Origin of the sequence: Zoogloea sp. 1C4 (assembly GCF_009469605.1) — a bacterium.
GTDB lineage: Bacteria > Pseudomonadota > Gammaproteobacteria > Burkholderiales > Rhodocyclaceae > Zoogloea > Zoogloea oryzae.
The window spans coordinates 69,071-93,133 of the sequence record NZ_SSXU01000002.1 but is presented as its reverse complement, the minus strand read 5'-3'; the positions used below and the strand labels follow the sequence as shown (position 1 = coordinate 93,133).

At 67.3% G+C, this 24,063-nt stretch carries 20 protein-coding genes and 1 riboswitch; of the genes, 16 read left to right on the top strand and 4 right to left on the bottom strand.

Annotated elements, in window-relative coordinates:
* Window positions 1-246: 246 nt before the first annotated feature.
* Together GH681_RS02945 and GH681_RS02940 are read left to right on the top strand one after the other, a co-directional pair.
* Entirely contained in the window at window positions 247-951 is a 705-nt protein-coding gene (locus GH681_RS02945; protein WP_153159965.1) for a superoxide dismutase, read from the top strand.
* A 17-nt stretch (window positions 952-968) separates the two neighbouring features.
* Window positions 969-2,159 (top strand): polysaccharide pyruvyl transferase family protein, encoded by a 1,191-nt coding sequence (locus GH681_RS02940; RefSeq protein WP_153159964.1) that lies wholly within the window; start codon window positions 969-971, stop codon window positions 2,157-2,159.
* 20 nt (window positions 2,160-2,179) lie between these two features.
* Here the strand turns inward: GH681_RS02940 and GH681_RS02935 are convergent, their stop codons facing one another.
* A complete protein-coding gene (locus GH681_RS02935) occupies window positions 2,180-2,629 on the bottom strand; it encodes a hypothetical protein (protein ID WP_153159963.1) in 450 nt (149 codons plus the stop codon).
* 151 nt (window positions 2,630-2,780) lie between these two features.
* Between GH681_RS02935 and GH681_RS02930 the strand changes: the two genes are divergently transcribed.
* The 4 genes from GH681_RS02930 (at window position 2,781) to GH681_RS02915 (ending at window position 9,264) form a co-directional block, all read left to right on the top strand.
* Window positions 2,781-4,190, top strand: a complete 1,410-nt coding sequence (locus GH681_RS02930) for a PLP-dependent aminotransferase family protein (protein ID WP_153159962.1) — start codon at window positions 2,781-2,783, stop codon at window positions 4,188-4,190.
* Between the two features lie 109 nt (window positions 4,191-4,299).
* Window positions 4,300-5,214 (top strand): transporter substrate-binding domain-containing protein, encoded by a 915-nt coding sequence (locus GH681_RS02925; protein ID WP_153159961.1) that lies wholly within the window; start codon window positions 4,300-4,302, stop codon window positions 5,212-5,214.
* 67 nt (window positions 5,215-5,281) lie between these two features.
* Window positions 5,282-6,283: an LLM class flavin-dependent oxidoreductase gene (locus tag GH681_RS02920; RefSeq protein ID WP_153159960.1), complete on the top strand. Its 1,002-nt coding sequence runs from the start codon at window positions 5,282-5,284 to the stop codon at window positions 6,281-6,283.
* A gap of 143 nt (window positions 6,284-6,426) precedes the next feature.
* On the top strand, window positions 6,427-9,264 hold the full coding sequence (locus tag GH681_RS02915; RefSeq protein WP_153159959.1) for a hybrid sensor histidine kinase/response regulator: 2,838 nt from the start codon (window positions 6,427-6,429) through the stop codon (window positions 9,262-9,264).
* Between the two features lie 82 nt (window positions 9,265-9,346).
* Here GH681_RS02915 and GH681_RS02910 read toward each other — a convergent pair whose 3' ends face one another.
* Entirely contained in the window at window positions 9,347-10,819 is a 1,473-nt protein-coding gene (locus tag GH681_RS02910; protein WP_153159958.1) for a carbonic anhydrase, read from the bottom strand.
* 148 nt (window positions 10,820-10,967) lie between these two features.
* Window positions 10,968-11,078: riboswitch (TPP riboswitch) on the top strand.
* Between the two features lie 37 nt (window positions 11,079-11,115).
* Between GH681_RS02910 and thiC the strand changes: the two genes are divergently transcribed.
* From thiC to GH681_RS02860, 10 genes are all read left to right on the top strand, one after another.
* On the top strand, window positions 11,116-13,032 hold the full coding sequence (gene thiC / locus GH681_RS02905) for a phosphomethylpyrimidine synthase ThiC (protein WP_153159957.1): 1,917 nt from the start codon (window positions 11,116-11,118) through the stop codon (window positions 13,030-13,032).
* A gap of 427 nt (window positions 13,033-13,459) precedes the next feature.
* Window positions 13,460-14,047: a GspH/FimT family pseudopilin gene (locus GH681_RS02900; protein WP_153159956.1), complete on the top strand. Its 588-nt coding sequence runs from the start codon at window positions 13,460-13,462 to the stop codon at window positions 14,045-14,047.
* A gap of 24 nt (window positions 14,048-14,071) precedes the next feature.
* Window positions 14,072-14,509: a type IV pilus modification protein PilV gene (pilV, locus tag GH681_RS02895; RefSeq protein ID WP_153159955.1), complete on the top strand. Its 438-nt coding sequence runs from the start codon at window positions 14,072-14,074 to the stop codon at window positions 14,507-14,509.
* A gap of 8 nt (window positions 14,510-14,517) precedes the next feature.
* Window positions 14,518-15,540 carry a PilW family protein gene (locus GH681_RS02890; RefSeq protein WP_153159954.1) on the top strand — a complete coding sequence of 341 codons (1,023 nt, stop codon included), beginning with the start codon at window positions 14,518-14,520 and terminating at the stop codon, window positions 15,538-15,540.
* Window positions 15,537-16,043, top strand: coding sequence for a PilX N-terminal domain-containing pilus assembly protein (locus tag GH681_RS02885; protein WP_153159953.1), 507 nt, complete (start codon window positions 15,537-15,539; stop codon window positions 16,041-16,043). The genes GH681_RS02890 and GH681_RS02885 overlap by 4 nt, the downstream gene beginning before the upstream one ends.
* A gap of 15 nt (window positions 16,044-16,058) precedes the next feature.
* Window positions 16,059-19,445, top strand: a complete 3,387-nt coding sequence (locus tag GH681_RS02880) for a pilus assembly protein (protein ID WP_153159952.1) — start codon at window positions 16,059-16,061, stop codon at window positions 19,443-19,445.
* A 57-nt stretch (window positions 19,446-19,502) separates the two neighbouring features.
* Entirely contained in the window at window positions 19,503-19,937 is a 435-nt protein-coding gene (locus GH681_RS02875; protein WP_153159951.1) for a type IV pilin protein, read from the top strand.
* Between the two features lie 175 nt (window positions 19,938-20,112).
* Window positions 20,113-20,496, top strand: coding sequence for a DUF6394 family protein (locus tag GH681_RS02870; RefSeq protein WP_153159950.1), 384 nt, complete (start codon window positions 20,113-20,115; stop codon window positions 20,494-20,496).
* A gap of 4 nt (window positions 20,497-20,500) precedes the next feature.
* A complete protein-coding gene (locus tag GH681_RS02865; protein WP_228111762.1) occupies window positions 20,501-22,228 on the top strand; it encodes a TrkA family potassium uptake protein in 1,728 nt (575 codons plus the stop codon).
* A gap of 94 nt (window positions 22,229-22,322) precedes the next feature.
* Window positions 22,323-22,676 carry a hypothetical protein gene (locus GH681_RS02860; protein ID WP_153159949.1) on the top strand — a complete coding sequence of 118 codons (354 nt, stop codon included), beginning with the start codon at window positions 22,323-22,325 and terminating at the stop codon, window positions 22,674-22,676.
* Between the two features lie 22 nt (window positions 22,677-22,698).
* Here GH681_RS02860 and GH681_RS02855 read toward each other — a convergent pair whose 3' ends face one another.
* Window positions 22,699-23,310, bottom strand: coding sequence for a nitroreductase family protein (locus GH681_RS02855; RefSeq protein ID WP_153159948.1), 612 nt, complete (start codon window positions 23,308-23,310; stop codon window positions 22,699-22,701).
* Window positions 23,311-23,370: 60 nt separating this feature from the next.
* A complete protein-coding gene (locus GH681_RS02850; RefSeq protein ID WP_228111761.1) occupies window positions 23,371-24,012 on the bottom strand; it encodes a TetR/AcrR family transcriptional regulator in 642 nt (213 codons plus the stop codon).
* Window positions 24,013-24,063: the final 51 nt, after the last annotated feature.

Genomic DNA, 24,063 nt, shown 5'->3' with positions numbered 1-24,063 from the left:
CAACCGCCATCGCCGCCCTGAGCCGCTAAAGACGCCTACGATCCTGTCGATCCTCCGCGCCCGTCACCCCTCAGCGCTCACGTCAGCCGCAAAACCCTTCCAGCCCCCCGCCAGAGACAGGACGCCCAAACGGATTAACCCGAAACCGTGAATTTGTCACAACGTTAAAACTCAAGAAGTTGACTTAGACAAATTTTGAACTTGCGATACTCTGAGCTCCTGCTGTCACCTCAGTCAGGAGCAACCATGCGACACACCGCCCCGCAGACCACCCGGCGCAACCTCCTCCTCGCCGCCGGCAGCACCATCCTGCTCGGCGCGACCGGCCTGCCACTCCGCGCCCGGGCCGCCGCCCAGAGCCAGAACTTCCTCCCCGACCTCCCCTACGCCCTCGACGCCCTCGACCCGGTGCTCTCGGCCAACACCCTCGGCTACCACTACGGCAAGCACCACAAGGCCTACGCCGACAACACCGCCAGACTCATCGCCGGCACGCCCCTCGAAGGCCAGTCGCTCGTCCAGCTCATCGCCGCCAGCGCCGGCAAGCCCGACCAGGCCGCGCTCTTCAACAATGCCGCGCAGACCTGGAACCACAGCTTCTACTGGCAGAGCCTGCGCCCCCGCGGCGGCGGCGAACCACCGGCCGCGCTGCGCCAGCGCCTCGAAGCGGCCTTCGGCAGCGTCGCCGCCTTCAAGAAGGAATTCGCCAACGCAGCCATCACCCAGTTCGGCAGCGGCTGGGCCTGGCTGGTGGCCGATGGCGAGCGCCTCAAGATCGTCAAGACCGGCAACGCCGACACCCCGCTCACCGCCGGCCTCAAGCCGCTGCTGGCGATCGACGTGTGGGAGCACGCCTATTACCTCGACTACCAGAACCGGCGCGCCGACTACGCCAATGCCCTGCTCGACAAGCTGATCGACTGGGACTTCGCCCTGCGCAACCTCGGCTGACCGTCCCCAGCCCCACGATGACCCTCCCGACCATCCTGTTTGGCGCCTTTGACCGGCACAATTTCGGCGACATGCTGTTTCCCCACGTGGCCGCCGCCCTGCTCCCGGCACGGCCGCTCATCTTCGCCGGGCTGGCCGAACGGGACATGCGGGAGTGGGGTGGGCACCCCGTCCATGCCATCACCCAGCTGGCTGAAACCTGGGGCGACAAGCCGATCCGCCTGATCCACGCCGGCGGCGAGCTCCTCACCTGCAAGGCCTGGGAAGCCGCGGTGATGCTCCAGCCGCCCGCCGCTGCCCAGGTCATCGTCAGCCGCCTCGACGCCAGCCCGTCGGCCCGCGACGCGTGGACCGAGCGCATCCTCGGCCTGCCGTCCCACGCCCCGTACTGCGTGCCGCCCGGGCTGTTTCCCGCGGCCCAGCGGCGCATCTACTGCGCCGTGGGCGGGGTCGAGCTGGCCGAAAGCCCGCCCGACCTGCGCGACGAAGTCATCACCGCCCTCCGCGCCGCCAACGCCGTGGGCGTCCGCGACCGGCTCACCCTGGCCCACCTGCGCGCCGCCGGCATCCAGGCCCGGCTGATGCCCGACCCGGCGGTGATGGTGGCCGAACTCTTCGGCCCCACCATCGACGCCCACGCCGCCCGGGGAGAGCTCGCCGACATCCGCGCCGCCTTCCCGAACGGCTATCTGGCCGTTCAGCTCGGGGCCGATTTCGGCGACGATGCAACCCTCGCCGCCCTGGCCGCGCAGCTCGACCAGGCCGCCGCAGCAGCCGGACTCGGCATCGTGCTGTTCCGCGCCGGCGCCGCCCCATGGCACGACGACCTGGACTGCCTGCAGCGCCTTGCCGGACTGCTCCGCACCCGGCCGCTGACCATCCTCAACTCCCTCTACCTGTGGGACATCTGCGCCCTCATCGCCAACAGCCGCGGCTACTGCGGCAGCAGCCTGCACGGCCGCATCGTGGCGATGGCCTTCGGGCTGCCGCGGGTCAACGTGCTCCACCCCCGCCAGGCCGGCCACCCCACCAAGCAGGCCGCCTTCGCCGCCACCTGGGAAGCCACCGGCCACCCGGGCGCGGTGCACGTCTCCGACGTGGCCGGCAGCCTCGCCCGCACCCTCGCCACCGATCCTGCCCAGCGTCGCAAGATGGCCCACGAACTCGCCACCCTGTATCGCCAGGGCTTCGCCGCCCTCGGCGCCTGAGCCGTCCAGCACCAAGCCCTTCAGCGCCAGCTCACCCGGGCGCCCGCTGGCACCAGCATCGCCGCGCCCTGCACCGCCTCGAAGGGCCGCGCGCCGCTCCACGCCGTCAGCCGGCCAGCGGCGTCCGCCTCCAACCGGTCGAGCCGCACGCCCTCCGGCGCCCGCCAGTGGCCCAACACCCGGCCATTGAAGCCGTCGTGGGCATCCAGCCCGTTCTCCGCCAGCACCCACACCCGCCGGCTCGCGGCCTGCACATGCACCGCCAGCACCGGGCCGCGGGGCCGGCTGCGCAGGGTGGAGAGCGGCGTCACGCCACGGCGCACGTCGATCACCTGCACCGCGCTGCCACCCGGCGGCGCCAGCAGCACCCATTTCAACTCCGGGCAGTAGGCTTCCACGCCGCCGGCCCGGGCCGGTGCAGCCGCAAGGGCGATGACGGTGGTCAGCACAAGCAATGGAAGGCGAAACATGGCAGGTCTCCTCGACGATCAACTCGGACGACCTGACAATACCGAACACTTTCACCCAACCACAGATACACTATCCGGACAAACCACCTTCCCGTACCGGTCGCAACCGGCCCACTGGCCCGGCGATCCGACCGATACACCGGAGCCTCCCATGCTGCAGCTCACCCTCTCCACCGACAGCCCCACCCCGCTGGTGGACCAGATCGTCACCGCCGTGCGCACCCGCATCGACGACCGCATCCTGCGCCCCGGCGCGCGCCTGCCGCCGATCCGCCAGTTTGCCGAGCACCACGGCGTGTCGCGCTTCACCGTGGTCGAAGCCTACGACCGGCTGGTGGCGGTGGGCTACCTGCAGTCGCGCCGGGGCTCGGGCTTCTACGTGGCGAGCCGCACCCAGCCCGCCCGCGCCATCGCCGGCACGGATTCCATCGAGCGCGCCATCGACGCCAGCTGGCTGATGCGCGAGATGGCCAATGGCGATCCTGATCGCATCCTGGCCGGCTCGGGCAGCCTGCCCGCCGCGTGGCTCGACGAAGCCGGCGTACTGCGCGCCCTGCGCGGCCTCACCCGGCGCGCCGACGTGCGCCCGGTGAGCTACGGCTCGGCCCAGGGCTACGCGCCCCTGCGCGCCCAGTTGCAGGTACGGCTGGCGGAGATCGGCATCGGCGCCACGCCGGAACAGATCGTCCTCACCTACGGCGTGCATCAGGCGCTCGACATCGTGTGCCGTTACTTCCTCAAGCCCGGCGACTGCGTGCTGGTGGACGACCCCGGCTACTGGAACCTCTTCGGCAACCTGCGCCTGTACGGCGTGGCGCTGATGGGCGTGCCGCGCACCCCGGACGGCCCCGACACCGCCGCCCTCGAAGCCATCCTCGCCGAGCACCAGCCGCGGCTGTTCTTCACCCACTCGGTGCTGCACAACCCCACGGCCTGCAACCTCTCGCCGGCGGTCGCCTTCCGGGTGCTGCAGCTGGCCGAGAAGCACGACTTCATGATCGTCGAGGATGACATCTACGGCGACCTCGCCCCCGACGCCGCCACCCGCCTCGCCGGGCTCGACCAGCTGAACCGGGTGATCTACACCTCCAGCTTCTCAAAGACGATCTCGGGCAACCTGCGGGTCGGCTTCCTGGCCTGCCGGCCGGATCTGGCACATCTGTTCACCGACGTGAAGATCGTCTCGATGATGTCGTCGGCCGAGCTCGCGGAGCAGCTCGTCCACCAGCTCCTCACCGACGGCCACTACCGCAAGCTGCTCGACCGCCTGAAGGGCCGCCTCGCCGAATCCACCGGGCAAGCCCTGCGGATGCTGGAACGGGTCGGCCTCAAGCCCGACCCCGAACCCCGCGGCGGCCCCTTCGTGTGGGCCCGGGTGCCGGGCCTTGCCGACACCGCCGAGCTGGCCCGTCGTGCCACCCGCGACAACATCCTGCTCGCCCCGGGGAACGTCTTCCGCCCCCAGAACCAGCCGTCCGGCTTCCTGCGCCTCAACGTGGGCTTCTGCGCCGAACCGCGCCTCGAACGGTTTCTCGCCGCGGCCGTCGCCGACGAAACCTGATCAGCATTTTTGATCGCAACCGTCCTAAAGTTTCGGCTACCTTCACCGCTACTTGCCAGACACACCGCCCGCCGCATCCACGGCATCCGGACAGCTCGAAGGAACCCCCATGCTGCACAAAACCGCCTCCCTCGTCCGCCGACTGATCCTCGCAGCCGGCCTCCTGTGCCTCTGCGGTGGCGCCCTTGCCAACGACCTGCACGAGATCCGCGAGCGGGGCGTGCTGCGCCACCTGGGCGTGCCCTACGCCAACTTTGTCACCGGCAGCGGCGACGGGCTCGACGTGGAGATCGTCCAGCTCTTCGCCAAGCATCTCGGCGTGCGCTATGAGTTCGTGCCCAGCACCTGGGAAACCATCTTCGGCGACCTCACCGGCAAGGAGATCCGCTTCAAGCCCACCGTCCAGGAAGTCGGCCGGCGCCAGATCCGCGGCGACATGATCGCCAACGGCATGACCATCCTGCCCCCGCGTCTGAAGGTGGTGGATTTCTCCGACCCCACCTTCCCCTCCGCCGTGTGGCTGCTGGCCCGGCCGGACAATCCCGCCCAGCCGATCAAGCCCAGCGGCGACAAGGAACAGGACATCCGTGCCACCAAGGCCGCCCTCCGGCTCGGCACCACCTTCGTGATGGACAACTCCTGCCTTGATCCGACCCTCTACGACCTGGACAACAAGGGCCTCAAGCTCAAGCGCTTCACCGGCAGCACCAACCTCAACGACATCGTGCCGGCCATGCTCAAGCACGAGAGCGACATGACGCTGCTGGACGTGCCCGACGTGATGATCGCCCTCGAACTGTGGCCGGGAAAGATCAAGGTGATCGGCCCGATCTCGGAAGAGCAGCGCATGGCCGCCGCCTTCCGCAAGGATTCCCCCGAGCTGCGCGAAGCCTTCAACCAGTTCCTCGCCGGCATCAAGAAAGACGGCACCTACATGAAGCTGGTGAAGAAGTACTTCCGCGTGGCGCCCCGCTACCTGCCGGAGTTCTTCCGCGACATTCCCGGCGGCAAGGCCACCAAGTAGGGCCCGCCGCACCACCATTCTCCGGAAGCATCGGAAACGATTCGCAATACATTCTAGAATGGGGGGCATGAAGACACTGAAAGATATCAAGCTGTCCATGCTCGACCTCGTGGCGATCCGCGAAGGCCGCAGCGTGGCCGACGCCCTGGCGGTTGCCTTGTCCACCGCCCGTCACGCCGAAGCCCTTGGTTTCACCCGTTACTGGGTGGCCGAGCACCACAACATGCCCGGCATCGCCAGCTCGGCCACCGCCGTGCTGGTGGGCCACATCGCCGGCGGCACCACGCGCATCCGCGTCGGCTCCGGCGGCATCATGCTGCCCAACCACGCGCCGCTGGTGGTCGCCGAAGCCTTCGGCACCCTCGCCGAGCTCTACCCCGACCGCATCGACCTCGGGCTCGGCCGCGCCCCCGGCACCGACAGCGTCACCATGCGCGCCCTGCGCCGCGACCGGGTCGAGACCGAAGACGACTTCCCCCGCGAGGTGTCCGAGCTGCAACAGCTCCTAGGGCCCGTCCAGCACGGCCAGCGCGTCGTCGCCGTGCCCGGCGCCGGCACCAACGTGCCGATCTGGATCCTCGGCTCCAGCCTGTTCTCTGCCCGCCTCGCCGCCGAACGCGGCCTGCCCTACGCCTTCGCCTCCCACTTCGCCCCGCGCCAGCTGCTCCAGGCCATCGCCCTGTACCGCAGCAAGTTCCAGCCGTCGGCGGTGCTCGACAAGCCCTACGTGATGATCGGCGTGCCGGTGATGGCCGCCCCCACCGACGAAGAGGCCGAGTTCCTGGCCAGCAGCAACTACCAGCGGGTCCTCGGCATCCTCACCGGCAACCGGCGCCGGCTGCAGCCCCCGGTTGAGCACTTCATGGACAAGCTGCGCCCCGAAGAGCGCGCCGCCATCGGCGACTTCCTCGCCGCCGGGGTGGTAGGCGGCCCGGAACGGGTCCGCGAAGGCTTTGCCCGCCTGGCCCAGCTCACCGACGCCGACGAGTTCATCGTCGTCTGCGACGTCTTCGACCCGGAACTGCGCCTGCGCTCCCTCGAAATCGCCGCGAGCGCGATGGAAAAATGACATAGCACTGCACAAAACCCCTGTAAACAAGGTAACTTCCGGTAAAGATTCGCCGTCGGACTCCGTTATCGAAGGAGTCACGTGTCATCCAGCACACCGCACCCGCCTCAGGCGGCAGCCCCGGAAGCGATCTGCCCATTTTCATGTCCAGCGACGACTCCCTGCTAAGGCGTTACCGGAAGAGCTTCATCGCCATCCTGATCTTCGTCGGCTATGCGGTGAGCCTGCTCGTGCACAATCTGGGCGTCCGGGAGCAGCTGCGGCAGCACCTCATCGACGCCGCCCAGCTCGATCTCGTGCGCCGGGCCGACGCCCTCTCCTACTACTTCACCGAACGCCACAACGACCTCACCGATCTGGCCGAATCGGAAGTCGTCGCCAGCTACTTCGGCAGCGTCGACCTGGGTATGACTGCCGACTACGGCCTCGCCATCCAGATCCAGGCCATTGACGACAAGTTCAGCCGCCTCATCGAGCGCAAGCGTCTGGGCTTTGCCCCCATCTACAACCAGCTCACCCTCGCCGACGACAAGGGCGCCATCGTTGCCCAGGTCGGAGACCTCCCCGACGGCGCCACCGACGCCCCCCCCACCGCCGCCGCCCCCCGCGGCGTCGAGCTGCTCGACGACGGCAAGCGGCTGCGCTTCACCCAGCCGGTGACGATCAAGGGGCGGATTCGCGGCCACATCATCGCCAGCGGCCCGCTCTCCCCGATCGAAAACCGGGTCAGCGTCAGCACCGCCCTGCGCCCCGAGGCCCTGATCAACAATCGGTCCGGCGACCCCATCTCAAGCGCCGCGCCCGGCCCGTTCCGCCAGCCGGAGGTACGGCTCGCCCTCTCCGGGCTCGGCAACCGGGGCAAGACCGGCGCGATCAGCATCAGCAACAATGACGACGAGGCGCCCATCGCCGCGCTCAAGCAGCAAGTCGAGGGCTCACCCCTGGCGCTGGCCGCGCTGATCACCGAGGGCGAGCTCACCAGCCATTCGATCCCGCCGCTGCTGCTGCTCGGCATGGGCCTGGTGCCGCTGGCGGTCATCTTCATCGTGATCCAGGAAATGCTCGAACGCCGGCGGGTCGAGCGCGCCCACGTCCTGGCTCGCACCGAAGCCGAACGCCTCGCCCAGGCCCGCAGCGAGTTCCTCGCCAACATGAGCCACGAGATCCGCACCTCGCTCAACGCGATCCTCGGCCTCGCCCAGATGGGCATCCGCAACTCGTCCGGGCGCAACGCCGAACAGCAGTTCATCCGCATCAACGAATCCGGCCAGCACCTGCTGGGCGTGATCAACGACGTCCTCGACTGCGCCAAGATCGAGGCCGGCAAGCTGAAGGTCGAGAGCATCCCGATCGAGCCCGGCAAGGTCATCGACTCCGCCATCACACTCACCGCCGAACGCGCCTACGCCCGCCGGCTGAACTTCTTCGTGCGCGAGAACGGGCTGCCCGCCCACTGCCGCAGCGACCCGCTGCGCCTGTCCCAGGTGCTGGTCAACGTACTGGGCAACGCCATCAAATTCACCGACACCGGCTCGGTCAGCCTCGACGCACGAGTCGAGGCTGACCAGCTGTGCATCCGCATCAGCGACACCGGCATCGGCATGACGCCCGAGCAGGTCGAGCGCCTGTTCCTGCCCTTCGAGCAGGCCGACAGTTCCACCACGCGCCGCTTCGGCGGCTCCGGCCTGGGGCTGTCGATTTCATCCCAGCTAGTCAAGGCCATGGGCGGCGACATCGTGGTCACCAGCACACCTGGCGTCGGCAGCAGCTTCGACGTGCGCATTCCGCTGATCGCCGCCGAACCCGAACCCCCTCCGCCGCCCGGGCGCATCGCGCTGGCCGGTTTTCCGGTCGACGACGCCACCAGCCTCGTCGCCGCGATCGAAGCCCGCGGCATTCCGGCCATCACCCTCGACGCACCAGCCAACACGCTACCCGACGACACCCTGATCGTCATCGACGCCCGCATCGCCGAGCAGGGCCTCGACTGGCGCAAATGGCTGCGCCAGAACCGCGACGAAGGCCGCCCCCTGGCCCTCGCCGGCCGCATCGACGAGATCGACATGTCCGGCCTGGCGGACGGCCTCTCCGGCCGCCTGCCGCTCATCGAACGCCCGCTGCGCGCCCGCCATCTGGTGGAATGCCTGCGCAACATCGGCGCGGTCCAGAGCACCGCCTACACCCCGCCGGAAGCCCGCCTCGCCGGGCTCACCGTCCTGGCGGTGGACGACAACGAGATCAACCGCATCGTCCTCACCGACCTGCTCACCCAGGAAGGCGCGCAGATCGACTGCCTTGCCAGTGGCGCCGAGGCCCTCGCCCGGCTCGAAGCCGAAGGCACCGCCCGCTATCACGTGGCCATCACCGACATCCAGATGCCCGACATGGACGGCTACGCACTGACCGGCCACCTGCGCGCCCTCGACCCCACCCTACCGGTGCTCGGGCTGACCGCCCACGCCGGCATCGAGTCCCGGGATCAGTGCCTTGCGGCAGGAATGCTCGCCCACATCCCGAAACCCCTTGATCTGAATACACTCGTCACCGAAATCCTGAGACACTGCCGAAAGCAGGCCACCCACGAGATCACTGCCATGTCCGCCGATACACCCGACCACACCATGCCCACCTCCACGCCCACTCATGGCCTGATCGACTGGCAAGGGCTCGAAACCCAGTTCAAGGGCAAGACCGCTTTCGTCACCCGGCTCGCCAGCCGGGCCCTGGCCAACTACCGCACCAGCGTCGTGCGCCTGCGGGCGCTGGCCGCCGGCGACGGCGACCTCTCCGAACTCTCCTTCATCGCCCACAGCCTGAAGGGCACCGCCGGCTCCCTCAAGGCCCAGACGATCTACGAACTGGCCGCCCAGACCGACCTGTCCGCCCGCGCCGCTGACCCCGCCAGCCGCGTCCTCGCCAGCCAGCTGGCCGACGGTGTCGACCAGATGATCGTCGAGCTCGAAGCCCGCACCGGCGAATAAACGCAAAAAGGGCGAACCGCCCGGTTCGCCCTTTTCCGTTGTGTCACGCCGGGGCCGCAGCCCCGTCAGGCCCCCATCCCCTTCAGCGGGATTCCTTGATCATCCGACCACGCACCGACTGGATCGGCCGCGCGTTCATCGGATACATCCGCGCAAAGATCGCGATCTGCTCCGGCGACAGCTGCTGCGGCTGCTTCATCACCATCCACAGCACACCCTCGCTGCACGGGGGCGTGGTCAGCGAACCCATATAGGTGTAGTAGTTGCGATCTTTCGGCAGCAGCTCGTTCAGATCGATCGCCACACCTTCCGGCGAGTAATCCACGTTCTTCTCCAGCGGCAGGTTGTTCCACAGGGTCTGCACCAGCGGATGCAGCTGGCCGCGCTCTAGGAGCACCGCCACCACTGCCAGCCGGCCGTCCAGATCCTTGTGCACCAGGTGCGCCACCATCTCGAAGCCCTTGCCGTTGATGCGCTCTTCGGACGGGCGGTGGAAGTGGAACTGCACCAGATCGTAGTAACGCCCCATCACCTGCAGGCTGCTGCCGGGGCCGACGTTCACCTGCACGGTATGGCCGTTATCGACGATGCGGAACTGGGTCGGCTTGTAGTCGAAGCGGATCGGCTCCAGCTCCACCTTGATCCCCTCGCGGATGTCGATCGGCGACTGGCGCTCGCCACTACCGCACAGCTGCCATTCGGGCTTGAGCACGCCCCAGTTGGCCGGGCCGCCTTCGCCGTCGTAGCTCCAGTGGATGTCGTGATGGGCCAGCGGCGTGCCCGCGGCAGCCGGTCCGTGGGCCGCATGGGAATCCACCGACACCACCGGCGAGCGCACCACCCGCGGCTTCGGCCGGGGCGGCGGCACATAGGCCGGCACCCGCTGCACTTCCGGCGGCGCCTCGGCGCGCACCGGACGCTCCACGGGCCTCTCGGCAGCCGGTTCGGCCTTGGGAGGCGGCGCCGGCTTGTCGATGAAATTCTTCTTGATTGGCAGCGCCGGCTCGGCGCCATGCTCGCCCTTGGCCTCGGAAACCTGGGCCACCACCGGCTTCTCGGCGCCCTTGGCCGGGCGGTAGTCGGCCGCGCGCAGCTCCGGCTTCGCCTGGGCCGTCTGGGCCGCCTTGGCGGCGTTCTTGGCCAGCGCCGAGATGTCGCCGCCACCGGCGGGCTTGCACACGTCGCGCCACAGCTTCTCGTCCACGCTGCCGGCGGCCACCGGCATGTCCTTCTCGACCTTGACCTTCTCGTCCTTGACCACCGCCGAATCGGCGTCCAGATACACCCGCTTGATGGTGGCGAAGGTCTGGTTCCGGCAATCGTAGCGGTTGAGCGCCTTCACCGCCGCATAGCCGGCGGTTGCCGCCTCGGCGTCGGACAGCACGATCCGCCCCCAGGCCACCTTGGTTCCCGGATCGGACTGCAGGATGCTCGCCCGGTCGAGTTCGATCGTGCGCTTCTTGTCGGAGGCGATGGTCTGCCAATCGGCAGCCAGCGCGGAAGACATGCCGGCAAGCGCCAGCAGGGCAACGAGGGGGCGCAGACGGTAGCGCATTTTTATTCTCCGGAAATTGGCGGGCCGCAAGGGCCGGATGCCCCTATTTCGGCCCGAAGGCACCAAAGCTTTAGCCGCCGCCACTTTGCGAAGCCCACCAAAACCCTCGGGGAATCTTGCGTTTACCGGTCGCTTCCAGTACTTTCAGCAGATACGTTAGGGGTGCCGGTGCGCTTTTTGGTGGGCGCTTGCCGGCTGAGACTTACCCTCCGAACCTGATCCGGGTCGTACCGGCGTAGGGAAACGTGGCTCCTGCCGCGTCTCCCTCTTCCGGCGGCCCTCCCCAAGGAGCCTTCATGAACGCCCACGATAAATTCCTCGCCGCGTCTGCCCACGTGGACGAGGCTGCCGTTGCCCCGCTGCCCAACTCCCGCAAGATCTACGTCGAAGGCTCGCGCCCGGACATCCGCGTGCCCATGCGCGAAGTCAGCCAGGCCGACACCCCGACCGGCTTCGGTGGCGAGCAGAACCCGCCGATCTACGTCTACGACTGCTCCGGCCCCTACACCAACCCGAGCGCGAAGATCGACATCCGCTCCGGCCTGCCGGCGCTGCGCCAGGGCTGGATCGAGGAGCGCGGCGACACCGAGGTGCTGCCCGACCTCACCTCCGAATACGGCCGCGCCCGCGCCGCCGACCCGGCCCTCGACGAGCTCCGCTTCCCCGGCCTGCACCGCAAGCCCCGCCGCGCCAAGGCCGGTGCCAACGTCTCCCAGATGCACTACGCCCGTCAGGGCATCATCACCCCCGAGATGGAATACGTGGCGATCCGCGAGAACCTCAACCGCGCCGCCTACCTCGAGAACCTGCGCAATACCGGCCCGATGGGCGAGAAGATGGTCAAGCTGCTGGGCCGCCAGCACAAGGGCCAGGACTTCGGCGCGGCCATCCCCGCCGAGATCACCCCCGAGTTCGTGCGCTCGGAGGTGGCCCGTGGCCGCGCCATCATCCCCAACAACATCAACCACCCGGAAAGTGAGCCGATGATCATCGGCCGCAACTTCCTGGTGAAGATCAACGCCAACATCGGCAACTCGGCGCTCGGCTCCTCCATCAACGAGGAAGTGGACAAGATGACCTGGGCCACCCGCTGGGGCGGCGACACGGTGATGGATCTGTCCACCGGCAAGAACATCCACGAAACCCGCGAGTGGATCATCCGGAACAGCCCCGTCCCCATCGGCACCGTGCCCATCTATCAGGCGCTCGAGAAGGTGAACGGCAAGGCTGAAGAGCTCACCTGGGAGATCTTCCGCGACACCCTCATCGAGCAGGCCGAGCAGGGCGTCGACTACTTCACCATCCACGCCGGCGTGCTGCTGCGCTACATCCCCATGACCGCCAACCGGATGACCGGCATCGTCAGCCGCGGCGGCTCGATCATGGCCAAGTGGTGCCTCGCCCACCACAAGGAGAGCTTCCTCTACACCCACTTCGAGGACATCTGCGAAATCATGAAGGCCTACGACGTGGCCTTCAGCCTCGGCGACGGGCTGCGTCCGGGCTCCATCTACGACGCCAACGACGACGCGCAGCTGGGCGAACTGGAAACCCTCGGGGAGCTCACCGACATCGCCTGGAAGCACGACGTGCAGACCATCATCGAAGGCCCGGGCCATGTGCCGATGCACATGATCAAGGAGAACATGGACCTGCAGCTCAAGCACTGCAAGGAAGCCCCGTTCTACACCCTCGGCCCGCTGACCACCGACATCGCCCCCGGCTACGACCACATCACCAGCGGCATCGGCGCCGCGATGATCGGCTGGTACGGCACCGCGATGCTCTGCTACGTCACCCCCAAGGAGCACCTGGGCCTGCCGGACAAGAACGATGTGAAGGAAGGCATCATCACCTACAAGCTGGCCGCCCACGCCGCCGACCTCGCCAAGGGCCACCCGGGCGCGCAGATCCGCGACAACGCGCTGAGTAAAGCCCGCTATGAGTTCCGCTGGGACGACCAGTTCAACCTCGGCCTCGATCCGGACAAGGCGAAGAGCTTCCACGACGAGACCCTGCCCAAGGAATCGGCCAAGGTCGCCCACTTCTGCTCCATGTGCGGCCCGCACTTCTGCTCCATGAAGATCACCCAGGACGTGCGCGACTTCGCCGCCGCCCAGGGCATCGCCGAGGCCGAGGCGCTGGAGAAGGGTATGGAGACCAAGGCCGTGGAGTTCGTGAAGAAGGGCGCGGAAATCTACCAAAAAGTCTAAAGTCACCTTTCGCCGTATCCGACGAACGGGCCGCAGGGCCCGTTCTTTTTTTGTGCATTGAACCGCTTTCGCATGGCTTCCCCGGCCATGCCGGCGCGCCGCATCCCCTGCGGCACGCGCCTTTCCGCCCCCCCTCCAAAGCACCTGCTGCATTGCGGAATATCCAGTCCCCGCGCGGGATAGGCCGCTCGATCTACCGTTCGTCGCAGCCATCTCAAGTTCGCATCGGCGCCGCCGTTTCCTACTGGACCGGAACGAACGGGACGTCGTGACGCAGATCACCGAACCCGTTTCAGTTTTTTTCATTTTTGTCGTTACCGTAATTAGTACGAGACCAGATTCCACGCTGGCCTTAACTGTCTGCAAAGACCGGTAAACCCCAAAAACTGACCGCCGCCCCGGCAACGGAGGCGGCCCGAGAACCGAGATGCGCAAGCTGCCCGAAAACGGATTCACGCTGGTCGAGCTGCTGGTGTCGGTCGCCATTGCCGCGATCCTCATCAGCATCGCCGCGCCGTCGTATGTCGCGCTGACCAACACCAACCGGCTGGCCACCCAGGCCAACGACATCCTGGGCGGCCTGATGATTGCCCGCAGCGAGGCGATCCGCCTCAACCAGCGCGTGGTGTTCTGCCGCAGTGACGACGGCAGCACCTGCTCGGCGGCCACCGACGGCTGGAGGGGCTGGCTGGTGTTTGCCGACACCGACGGCACCGACACCCCCAGCGCATCGGAGATCCTGCGCAGCGGCACGATCTCCAACGCCTCCGGCATGAGCGTGCTGGCGAGCGCCGCGATCAGCGGCCAGACCAACCGCATCCGCATCGGCTCGGACGGCTTTGCCCGCACCGCGCCGGGTTCGTCGTCGGCCCTGCTGCAGGCCAAGCTGTCGGTGTGCATCGTCACCGCGTCGCCGGCCCACAACGCCCGCGAGCTGCGCATCGCCTCTGGCGGCCGCCCGCTGATCGTCCAGGTGGACAACGACGGCGCCTGCCCCACCCCCTCCAACTCCTGACCCCTATCCACAGGCATCCCGGAAATGAGAAACAAGTCCCTCCTCAAGCGGCAAAAAGGCGTGGGCCTCATCGAAGTGCTGGTCTCGATGGTCGTGCTGTCGCTCTGCATGCTTGGCATGGCCGCCCTGCAGACGGTCTCGCTGCGCAACAACCAGAGCGCGCAGTCGCGCTCGATGGCAACCATCATGAGCGCCTCGATCACCGAATCCATGCGCGCCAACGTGGTCGCCGCCAAAGGGGGCGAATACAACGTAGACACCTGCTCGAGCGCCAGCGGCACCAGCCTCGCCAGCACCGACGTGGCCTCCTGGCTCAACGCCCTCAAGGGCGCCATCGGCCGCACCGCGTGTGGCGGCATCGTGTGCCGCAACGCCACCTGCGACATTACCGTGCAGTGGGACGACTCCCGCGCCACCAGCGGCAAATCCGCCTTCAGCGTGACCACCCGCGTCATCCTGTGAAGACCGCCATGTTCGCCCCGATCTCACGCCCCGCCCGCATGAAGGGGCTGACGCTCATCGAGCTGATGATCTCGCTCGTTCTGGGCATGGTGCTGGTGGGCGGCGTGCTGGTGGTCTTCCTGGGCAGCCAGACCTCCTACAAGACCTCCGACAACCTCTCCAAGATGCAGGATTCGGCGCGGATATCCTTTGCGCTCATCAGCCACGAGATCCGCGAGGCGGCCGGCACAGGCTGCGGCAACGGCAGCCGTCTGGACAACGCGATCTCGAGGCGCAACGAGAGCATCCTCAACGCCGCTCAGGCCTCCACCCCGGCCTGGTGGAGCGTGATGGGCAACGGCGTGATGGGCTACGACGCCGGCACGGCCAGCCCCGCGATCGCCATCGGCACCGCCACCACCCAGCGCGTCAGCACCACCGACGCGATCCAGCTCACCGGCGCTTATGGCGCCGGCTTCAGCATCGATGCCCACAGCAACACCGGCTACAACTTCACCCTCAACACCGCCTCGTCGGGCCTCAACGCCAACGACATCCTGATCGCCTGCGACTACAAGCAATCCACGGTGTTCAACGCCTCGTCCGTCGTCGGCAAGACGGTGACCTACGCGGCCGGCGCCGGCAGCTCCCGCAACTGCGGCATCGCCCTGGGTTACGACGCCGACAACAACTGCTCCACCACGGCCTACAAGTACGACTCGCTGGTCGCCCGCCTGTACCGCTTCGGGGCCAGCACCTGGTACATCGGCAACGGGACCAACGGCCGCCCCTCCCTCTACCGCGTGTTCCTGAACGGCAACCCCGAGGAGATCGCCACGGGCGTGACCGACATGCAGATCCAGTACCTCCAGGATGGCAACACGGCCTATGTGAACGCCCCCGCAGTCACCGACTGGGGTGCCGTCATCGCGGTGCGCCTCACCCTGAACTTCGAAGGTCTGGACAAGAACATCGCCACCGGTGGAACCGGAGATCGTCGCATCAGCACCGTGGCCACCAGCACCATCATGCTGAGGAACCGAACGCCATGAGCCGGAACCCGCACCACGCCCAGCGCGGCATGGTCCTTGTCGCCTCGATGATGATCCTCATCATCATCACCCTCCTCGGCCTCTCTGCCATGCGCAGCGCCGGCCTCGAGGAGCGGATGAGCGGCAACCAGTACGACCAGAACTACGTGTTCGAAGCCGCCGAAGCGGCCCTGCGGGAAGCCGAAATCGTCGCCGCCGCACCGCTGACCTTCACCAACGCCTGCACCAACGGCCTGTGCCCGACGCCCGTTGCGGGCGCCACCGACCGCTGGATGGACAGCAGCTTCACCGGGTGGAAATCAGCCGCCAACGCCAACGCCAGCATCGTCACCGCCCAGTACATCCTCGAAGACATGGGCGCCCAGCCGGTGGATGGCACCTGTCATCTGCAGGTGCCGGTCGAGCCCACCTGCCTCATCCCGATGGTCCGCATCACCGCCCGCGCGGTGGCCGCCAACGGCCGCGGCACCTCGGTCACGCTTCAATCCAATCTACGCCAGTAATCCAGGGAGTCGGTCATGAGCAGCCCGTCCAATCTCAAGCGCAACCGCAAGTCCGGGGCCGTTTTCACGCCATCGCTGATCGCCCTTGCCGTCGCACTCATCTGCCAGCCGGCCAGCGCCGTCCTCGACATCCCGAACGCCCCCCTGCAATCGGCCGCAGCGATTCCGTCGAACATCCTGTACATCCTGGACGACTCCGGCAGCATGCAGTTCGAGATGATGCCGGACGACCTCACGATCTGGCCCGGCGAGAACCCCATCGGCGACCTCGGCTACGGCGTCTACCTCTTCCCGCCGCCCAACCGGACGATCTACGGTTCGGACATCTACGGCCAGAACAACACCAACTGGCGGCTGATCCCCACCTTCAGCGACACCAACTTCCACAACTACTACAAGCGCTCGGCCGCCAACAACACGATCTTCTACGACCCGTCGATCACCTACACCCCGTGGGTGAAATACGACGGCACGTCGTACGGCAATGCATCCCCCAGCGCCGCGCCGTACCACCCGGCCAACTCGGGCGCCGGCACGCTCAACCTGACGAGCCAGCAGTCCCTCACCGCCAACTGGATATCCGGAACCTCCCTGACCAACGGCGCATCCCAGTGCGGCTGGTCGGGCACCTGCTCCCACAGCTTCTGGCCTATCACCTACTACGTGTACAAGGGCGGCAGCCTCAGCAAGACGGCGGCGGCGAGCTACACCAAGTACCAGATCCAGGGCAACAAGGGCTACGCCACCGACCTCGCCACCGGCACCACCACGACCATCTCGGGCACCTTCCCCTCCGGCCGCTCTGTCGCCGACGAAGCTCAGAACTTCGCCAACTGGTTCTCCTACTACCGGTCGCGCACCCTGGCGGCCCGGGCCGGTTCGAGCATCGCGTTCTCCAAGCTCGGCATCAACTACCGGGTGGGCTTCACGACCATCAACACGTCCGACTTCGGCGACGCGATCCCCACCTCCGGCGTGTTCGACGGCACCAACCGGCAGACGTGGTTCAACAACCTGTTCTCCAACGCCGTGCCCACCTCCGGCACGCCCCTCAAGCAGGCCCTCGACCGGGCCGGTCAGTACTACTCGCGCACCGACAACACCGGCCCCTACGGCCCCGCGCCCCAGCTGTCGTGCCGACGCAACTTCACGATCCTGACCACCGACGGCTACTACGCCGACACCACCATCGCGGGGGTCGGCAACGAAGACGGCACGGCCGGCACCACCATCACCGGCACCAGCTCCCAGTCATACAAATATTCCGCGGTCAGGCCCTACCAGGACAGCTACACCAACACCCTGGCCGACATTTCCATGTACTACTGGAAGCGTGACCTGCGGACCGATCTGGCCAACAACATGCGGGCCACCAGCACCAACCCGTCGTTCTGGCAGAACATGAACACCTTCACCCTGTCCCTCGGGCCCCAGGGTACGCTCAACCCTGCCACCGATCTGGCCGCCCTCACCTCGGGCACCAAGACCTGGCCCGACCCGCTCGCCGGCGACGCCCAGAAGATCGACGACCTGTGGCACGCCGCGGTTAACGGCCGCGGCAGTTTTGTTGCCGCCAAGAACCCCACCGAGTTCGCCAACGGCCTGGTTTCGGCCCTCACCACCATCGGCGAAGCCGGCGGCGTGTGGAACGTGGCCGTCACCGCCTTCACCCTCGAAGCCGACGGCAAGACCTTCGTCGCGCGCTACGACGGCAACTGGGGGGGCGACCTGTGGGCCGTGGGCTACAACGCCAACGGCCAGATGAACACCACCTCGGACGGCACCCCGGTCCCGGTCTGGAAAGCTTCCGCCAACGTACCGGCGCCCGCGTCGCGCAAGATCTACACCTGGAAGGACAGTGGCGGCGGTGGCACCACCTTCGAGTACACCAACCTCAGCTCCAGCAAGAAGAGCGCCCTCGGCAGCTCGGCGGTGGTGGATTACCTGCGCGGCGTGCGCACCGGCGAAGTCTCCAACGGCGGCGCCTACCGCAACCGCACGTCGGTGATCGGCGACTTCGCCAACCCCGCACCGGTTTACGTGAAGGCATCCAACACCATCTTCGCCGCGGCCAACGACGGCATGCTGCACGCCTTCAACGCCTCGACGGGTGTCGAGCAGTTCGCCTACATCCCGGGCAGCGTGAACTTCACCACCATGGCCACGCTCGCCAACCCCAACTACTCCCACGCCTACCTGAACGACGGCGAGGTGGTGGTCTCCGACCTGGCCACCGTTGGCAAGAACATCCTGGTGGGCAGCCTCGGCCGCGCCGGCAAGGGCATCTACGCGCTCGACGTCACCACGCCCTCCTCCTTCGGCACCAGCAACGTGCTGTGGGAATACACCGACTCCGACCTGGGCCAGACCCTCGGCAAGCCGCTCATCGCCAGGCTCAACACCGGCGACTGGGCGGTGATCATCGGTAACGGCTACAACAGCACCAACGAGAAGGCCTTCCTGTACATCATCAACCTCAACACCGGCGCGCTCATCAAGAAGATCGCCACCGGCGCGGGCTCGTCGTCGGCCACCAACGGCCTGTCTTCGCTGGTCGGCTTCGACAAGGACGGTGACAGCAAGATCGACCTGATCTACGCGGGCGACCTGCTCGGCAACTTCTGGCGCTTCAACCTGGCCGGCACCGACACCTCCGCGTGGAGCGGCACCTCGATGTTCACCGCCCGCGACGCCAGCAACAACACCCAGCCGATCACCGCCGGGCTCGCCGTGGCCATCGACCCGAAGACCAACAAGCGCTGGGTCTTCGGCGGCACCGGACGCTACCTCACCAACGGGGACGTCTCCGACACCGCCATCCAGAGCTGGTACGGCCTCATCGACGACGGCACCACCATCGCCGGCCGTAGCGCCCTCACCCAGCGCACGCTCACCGCCGAAACCGCCCAGGGCAGCTACCTCACCCGCACCTTCTCCGAGGCCACCACCAACGACATGGTCGGCAAGAGTGGCTGGTACGTAGACATGGCCGTCGGCGGCGTGAGGACCGGCGAACGCATCGTGTCCCGCAGCCAGTACTCGGCCGGCGTGCTGTACGCCAGCAGCGTCGTCCCCAGCACCGACAAGTGCGCATCCGGCGGCACCGGCTACATCAACGCCCTCAGCGCCTTCTCGGGCGCCACGCTCACCAAGCCCTTCTTCGACATCAACAACGACAACGCCTTCGACGACGCCGACAAGAAGCTGGTCGGCGGCAAGCTCACCCCGGCAGGCTCGGTGCGCACCGGCGGGATGATCGGCGAGATCACCATCAAGAAGGTGACCGACTCGAAATTCACGATCCAGAGCTGCGATTCGACCGGCGTCTGCAAGGCCCAGCCGAACGTGAACCTCAGCGAACTCAAGGGGCGCGTCTCGTGGCGCGAAATCCGCAAGGAATGACTTGGCGTGCCGTTATAGCGGTGGTCAGTCGCAACCACCGCCACCGGAACACCCACCATGCGTAACCGTCTTCCTAAAAACCAGGCCGGCATGACGCTCATCGAACTGATGGTCGCCGTGTGCATCGTCGGCATCCTGACGATGATCGCCTACCCCAACTACTCGACCTACGTGGTGCGCAGCAAGCGCAACCTGGCCACCGCCTGCCTGCAGGAAGCGGCCCAGTACATGGAGCGCTTCTACACCACCAACCTGCGCTACGACCAGGCCACCGACGGCACCGCCGTCGCCCTGCCCACCACGTCCTGCGTAAGCGACATGAAGGGCAACTACGTGCTCGCCGTCGCCTCGGTGAGCGCCAACGCGTTTGTCCTGAAGGTCACCCCCCAGGGCGGCCAGGCCAGCTCCGACACCCAGTGCGGCACCCTGACCCTCAGCCAGAGCGGCGCCCGCACGGTATCCGGCACCGGTACGACCAGCACCTGCTGGTAAGCACCACCCCGACAAAGGCGGGAAGTCCCGGCCCATCCGGCCGGCGCTTCCCGCCTTTGTCATTCAGGCAACACTTCGCACCCATCCGCCAGCGGCGCCGGCACGTGGGCAACACCCTGCCGTCGGGCAGGTGCTAGCATTCCTGGATACCGACCACCAGAAGCCAGGCCCGCCCATGAACCTCGAGAAAGTCATCTTCGGTTTCTTCATCGTCTTCGCCGCCACCCTCAACTTCGGCTTCTTCATCGGCGAGATCGACAACCCGGCCCACCACGACATCTACGAGCTGTTCGCCGCGGTGGTGGTCAACCTGATCGCCACCGTGCTCAAGTTCGGCGACCGCACCCAGATCGGCGCCATCCACCTCGCCACCAGCCTCGTGGCCGACCTGCAACTGCTCGCCGCGGCGATGGTGTGGGGCTACGTCGTCCACGTGGCCGGCACCGGGCTCACCCCGACCACCATGTCGAGCATCGTCTCGCTTTCGGGCGGCGCGCTGTTCGCCAACGTCGTGTCGGTGGTGATCCTCATCGCCGAAACCATCATGCAGCGGCGCTGACGCCGTGAACAGCACCCCCACCAGCACGATCTTCCTGGTCCTGCGGCGGCTGCGCACGCCGCTGATCGTGCTCATCGTGATCTTCGCGGTGTCGGTGCTGGGCCTCACCCTGGTGCCCGGCCCGCCCGACCCCAACGGCGGCGGCCCAGGGCCGCGGATGAGCTTCTTCCACGCGGTTTATTTCATCAGCTACACCGCCACCACCATCGGCTTTGGCGAAATCCCCTACGCCTTCTCCGAGCAGCAGCGGCTATGGACGCTCCTGTGCATCTACCTGTCGGTGATCGGCTGGGCCTACACCCTGGGCACCGTCTTCGCGATGCTGCAGGACAAGAACTTCCTCAACGCCATCGCGGTACAGCGCTTCTCGCGCCAGGTGCGGCACCTGCGCGAACCCTTCTTCCTGGTGTGCGGCTACGGCGAGACCGGCCGGCTGATCTGCCACGCGCTGGACGAACTGGGCTTTCGGGCGGTGGTCATCGAGCTGGACGAAACCCGCGTCGGCGACCTGGAGCTGCAGAGCTACTCCGCCGACATGCCGGCCCTGTGCGCCGACGCCGGCAAGCCCGACACCCTCGTGTTTGCCGGGCTCACCAGCAAGTACTGCCGCGGGGTGATCGCCCTCACCAACGACGACGGCACCAACCTCGCGGTGGCCATCGCCGCCCGCCTGCTGGCCCCCGCCCTGCCGGCCCTGTGCCGCGCCGAACACGCCGAGACGGTGGCCAACATGGCCTCGTTCGGCACCCGCCACATCATCAACCCCTTCGAAAAGTTCGGCGAGTACATGGCCCTCGCCCTGCATTCGCCGGCCGCCTACCACCTGCTGCTGTGGCTCACCGGCCTGCCCGGCACCACCATCACCCGCCACCGCGAGCCGCCCTACGGCAAGTGGGTGCTGTGCGGTTACGGCGCCTTCGGCCGGGTGATGACCCAGGCCCTCGAAGGCGCCGGCCTGCCGGTGACGATCATCGACCGCGCCCCGCCGATCGACCCCAGCCACACCTGGATCAAGGGCGACGGCACCGGCGTGGAAGCCCTGCGGGCCGCCGGCATCGCCGACGCGGTGGGCATCGTCGCCGCTACCGCCAACGACGTGAACAACCTGTCCACCGTCGTCACCGCCCGGGAGCTCAACCCCCGGCTGTTCACCGTGCTGCGGCAGAACCACGTCGCCAACCACACCCTGTTTGAGGCCTTCGAGTCCGACTTTGCGATGGTGCCCAGCGAAATCGTCGCCCACGAATGCCTCGCCATCCTCACCACCCCACTGCTGGCCCCCTTCCTCAACGCCGTGCGCCGGGCCGACGACAACTGGTCGCAGCAGCTGCTCGACGAACTCACCGAGCGCTTCGGGTGGGATGTGCCCATGGTCTGGAGCGTCACCCTCAACATCGCCCAGGCCCCGTCGGCCTATCGCCTGCTGATGCGCCACGACAGCCTGCGGCTCGGCCAGTTGCTGCGCGCACCAGTCACCGGCCGACCGCCCCTGGAATGCCGCGCCCTGCTGCTCCTGCGCGAAGGCGATCCGCCCCACCTGCTGCCCGGCGACGACCAGGACATCCGGCTGGGCGACCAGCTGTTGCTGGTGGGCCTCGAGGCCGCCCGCAAGGATCTCGACCTGACCCTCTTCAACGCCCACACCCTGTCTTACGTGCTGACCGGCCAGGATTCCCCGGGCGGGCTGGTGTGGGAGTGGCTCGCCGCCCGCCGCCGGGCCGGCACCACCTGACACCCGGCGCGGGCGGCGGGCGGCCGGACTGCGGGCGGCCGGACTGCGGCCGGCGCTGGGCTAGAATGCGCGGTCCCGATCGCCACCGCCCGCCATGCCGTTCAGACTGCCGCCGCCCGTCATCCGCACGCTGTTCACCCTTGCCCTCATCGCCATCTTCATCCTGGCGATGATCCCGATGGCCGTCGTGCCTCAGGTGGTGGACTTCCAGGACAAGCTCCACCACAGCGCGGCCTTCGCGGTGCTCACGCTGCTGGGCTGGGCCGGCTGGCCGGCGCGCATCAACGCCGTTGCCGGCGGACTGCTGGGCTACGGCATCCTGATCGAGATCTGCCAGCACACCCTCACCACCAACCGCTTTGGCGAACCGATGGACGTGGTGGCCGACATGCTCGGCATCGTCATCGCCCGGTGGATCATCCAGGCCCGGACGGCACGCCCGGCGTAAGCGCGGCCCGACGTCTCCGGGATCAGGCCACGGCGAAGCGGTCGCGCACGACGACCTCCTCGAGCGGCAGCGGGCCACTGCGCGGGTACGCCGGCTGGACCGCCTTGCCGATGGCGACGAACATCGCAATGACGTGATCGGCCGGCAGCTGGATCAGACGGGCCACCGCGTCGAAGTCGAAGCCATCCATCGGGCAGCTGTCGTAACCCAGCTCCTGCGCCGCGAGCATCAAGGTCTGCGCGGCGATCCCGCAGGAGCGCATCGCCTCGTCCCGCTGGACCGCTTCACGGCCGCGATAGTAGCCGTCGAGCATCGGCAGGATGGCCTCCTGCACCGGGGCCGCGGCATCGCGCCAGTAGCGGGTCGGCGCCTTATCCCAGGCCTTCAGGTCGGCAGTCAAGACGACCAGCAGGGACGCGTCGGTCACCTGCGCCTGCCCCCACGCCGCATCGCGCAGTTGCTGGCGCAGCACCGGGTCCTGGGCCAGGACAAAGCGCCAGTTCTGGATGTTGAAGGCCGTCGGCGACAGCTTGACCAGCTGCATCAGCGCCTCGACTTCATCCTCGCGGATGCGGTGTGTCGGGTCAAAGGCCTTGACGGCACGGCGCTGGCGGATGGCTTCGGATACTTTCATGGTGGTTCTCCTGGTGAGTCAAAACATACAAACCGGTTGGTATGCAATAGGATAAAAAAATCAGCGCATGGGGCGCAGGCTGGCGACGTAAGCGCGCAGTTGCGCCATCGTCGCGTGAAAGGCCGCCGCCGACTGCAGATTCTTCGACACGCTGACGGCACCTTCCCAGGCTGCCACGATGAACAGCGCGCAGGCCTCGCAATCCACGTCGGCGCGAATCTCCCCGGCGGCCTGCGCCCGCCGCAGCAGCGCGGCCAGCTTGCGCTGCCAGCGCTCGAGGATCGCCCCGAGATGGGCACGAAAGTCCTCGTCGAGGGCGCTCATCTCCTGCATCAGGTTGTTGAGAGGACAGCCGAGATTGATCGCCGACACATCGGCCGAACGGCCACGCTCCAACAGGTCGAGCAAAGCCGCCACCGACGGCTGCGGCCCGTCGTCGAGCGGACGCACCCCCCAGTCGTCGAGCAGCGGCGCGATGCGCTCGTCAATGACGGCCAGCCCCAGCGCCTTCTTGCTGGGAAAGTGGTGATAGAACGCCCCCTTGGTGAGCCCGGTCTCCGCCAGAATGCTCGCCACGCCAGCCGCCCGAAAGCCTTCGCGGTGGATTTCGGCGAAGGCGGCATCGAGGATGCGGGCGCGGGTGAGATCGGGCTGGCGGCTCATGGTGGGCGAATTACATACCGATCGGTCGGTATGTGTCAACACACCCGAGCGGGCAAAAAGAAGGCTGCCCGCGGGCAGCCTTCTTCATCC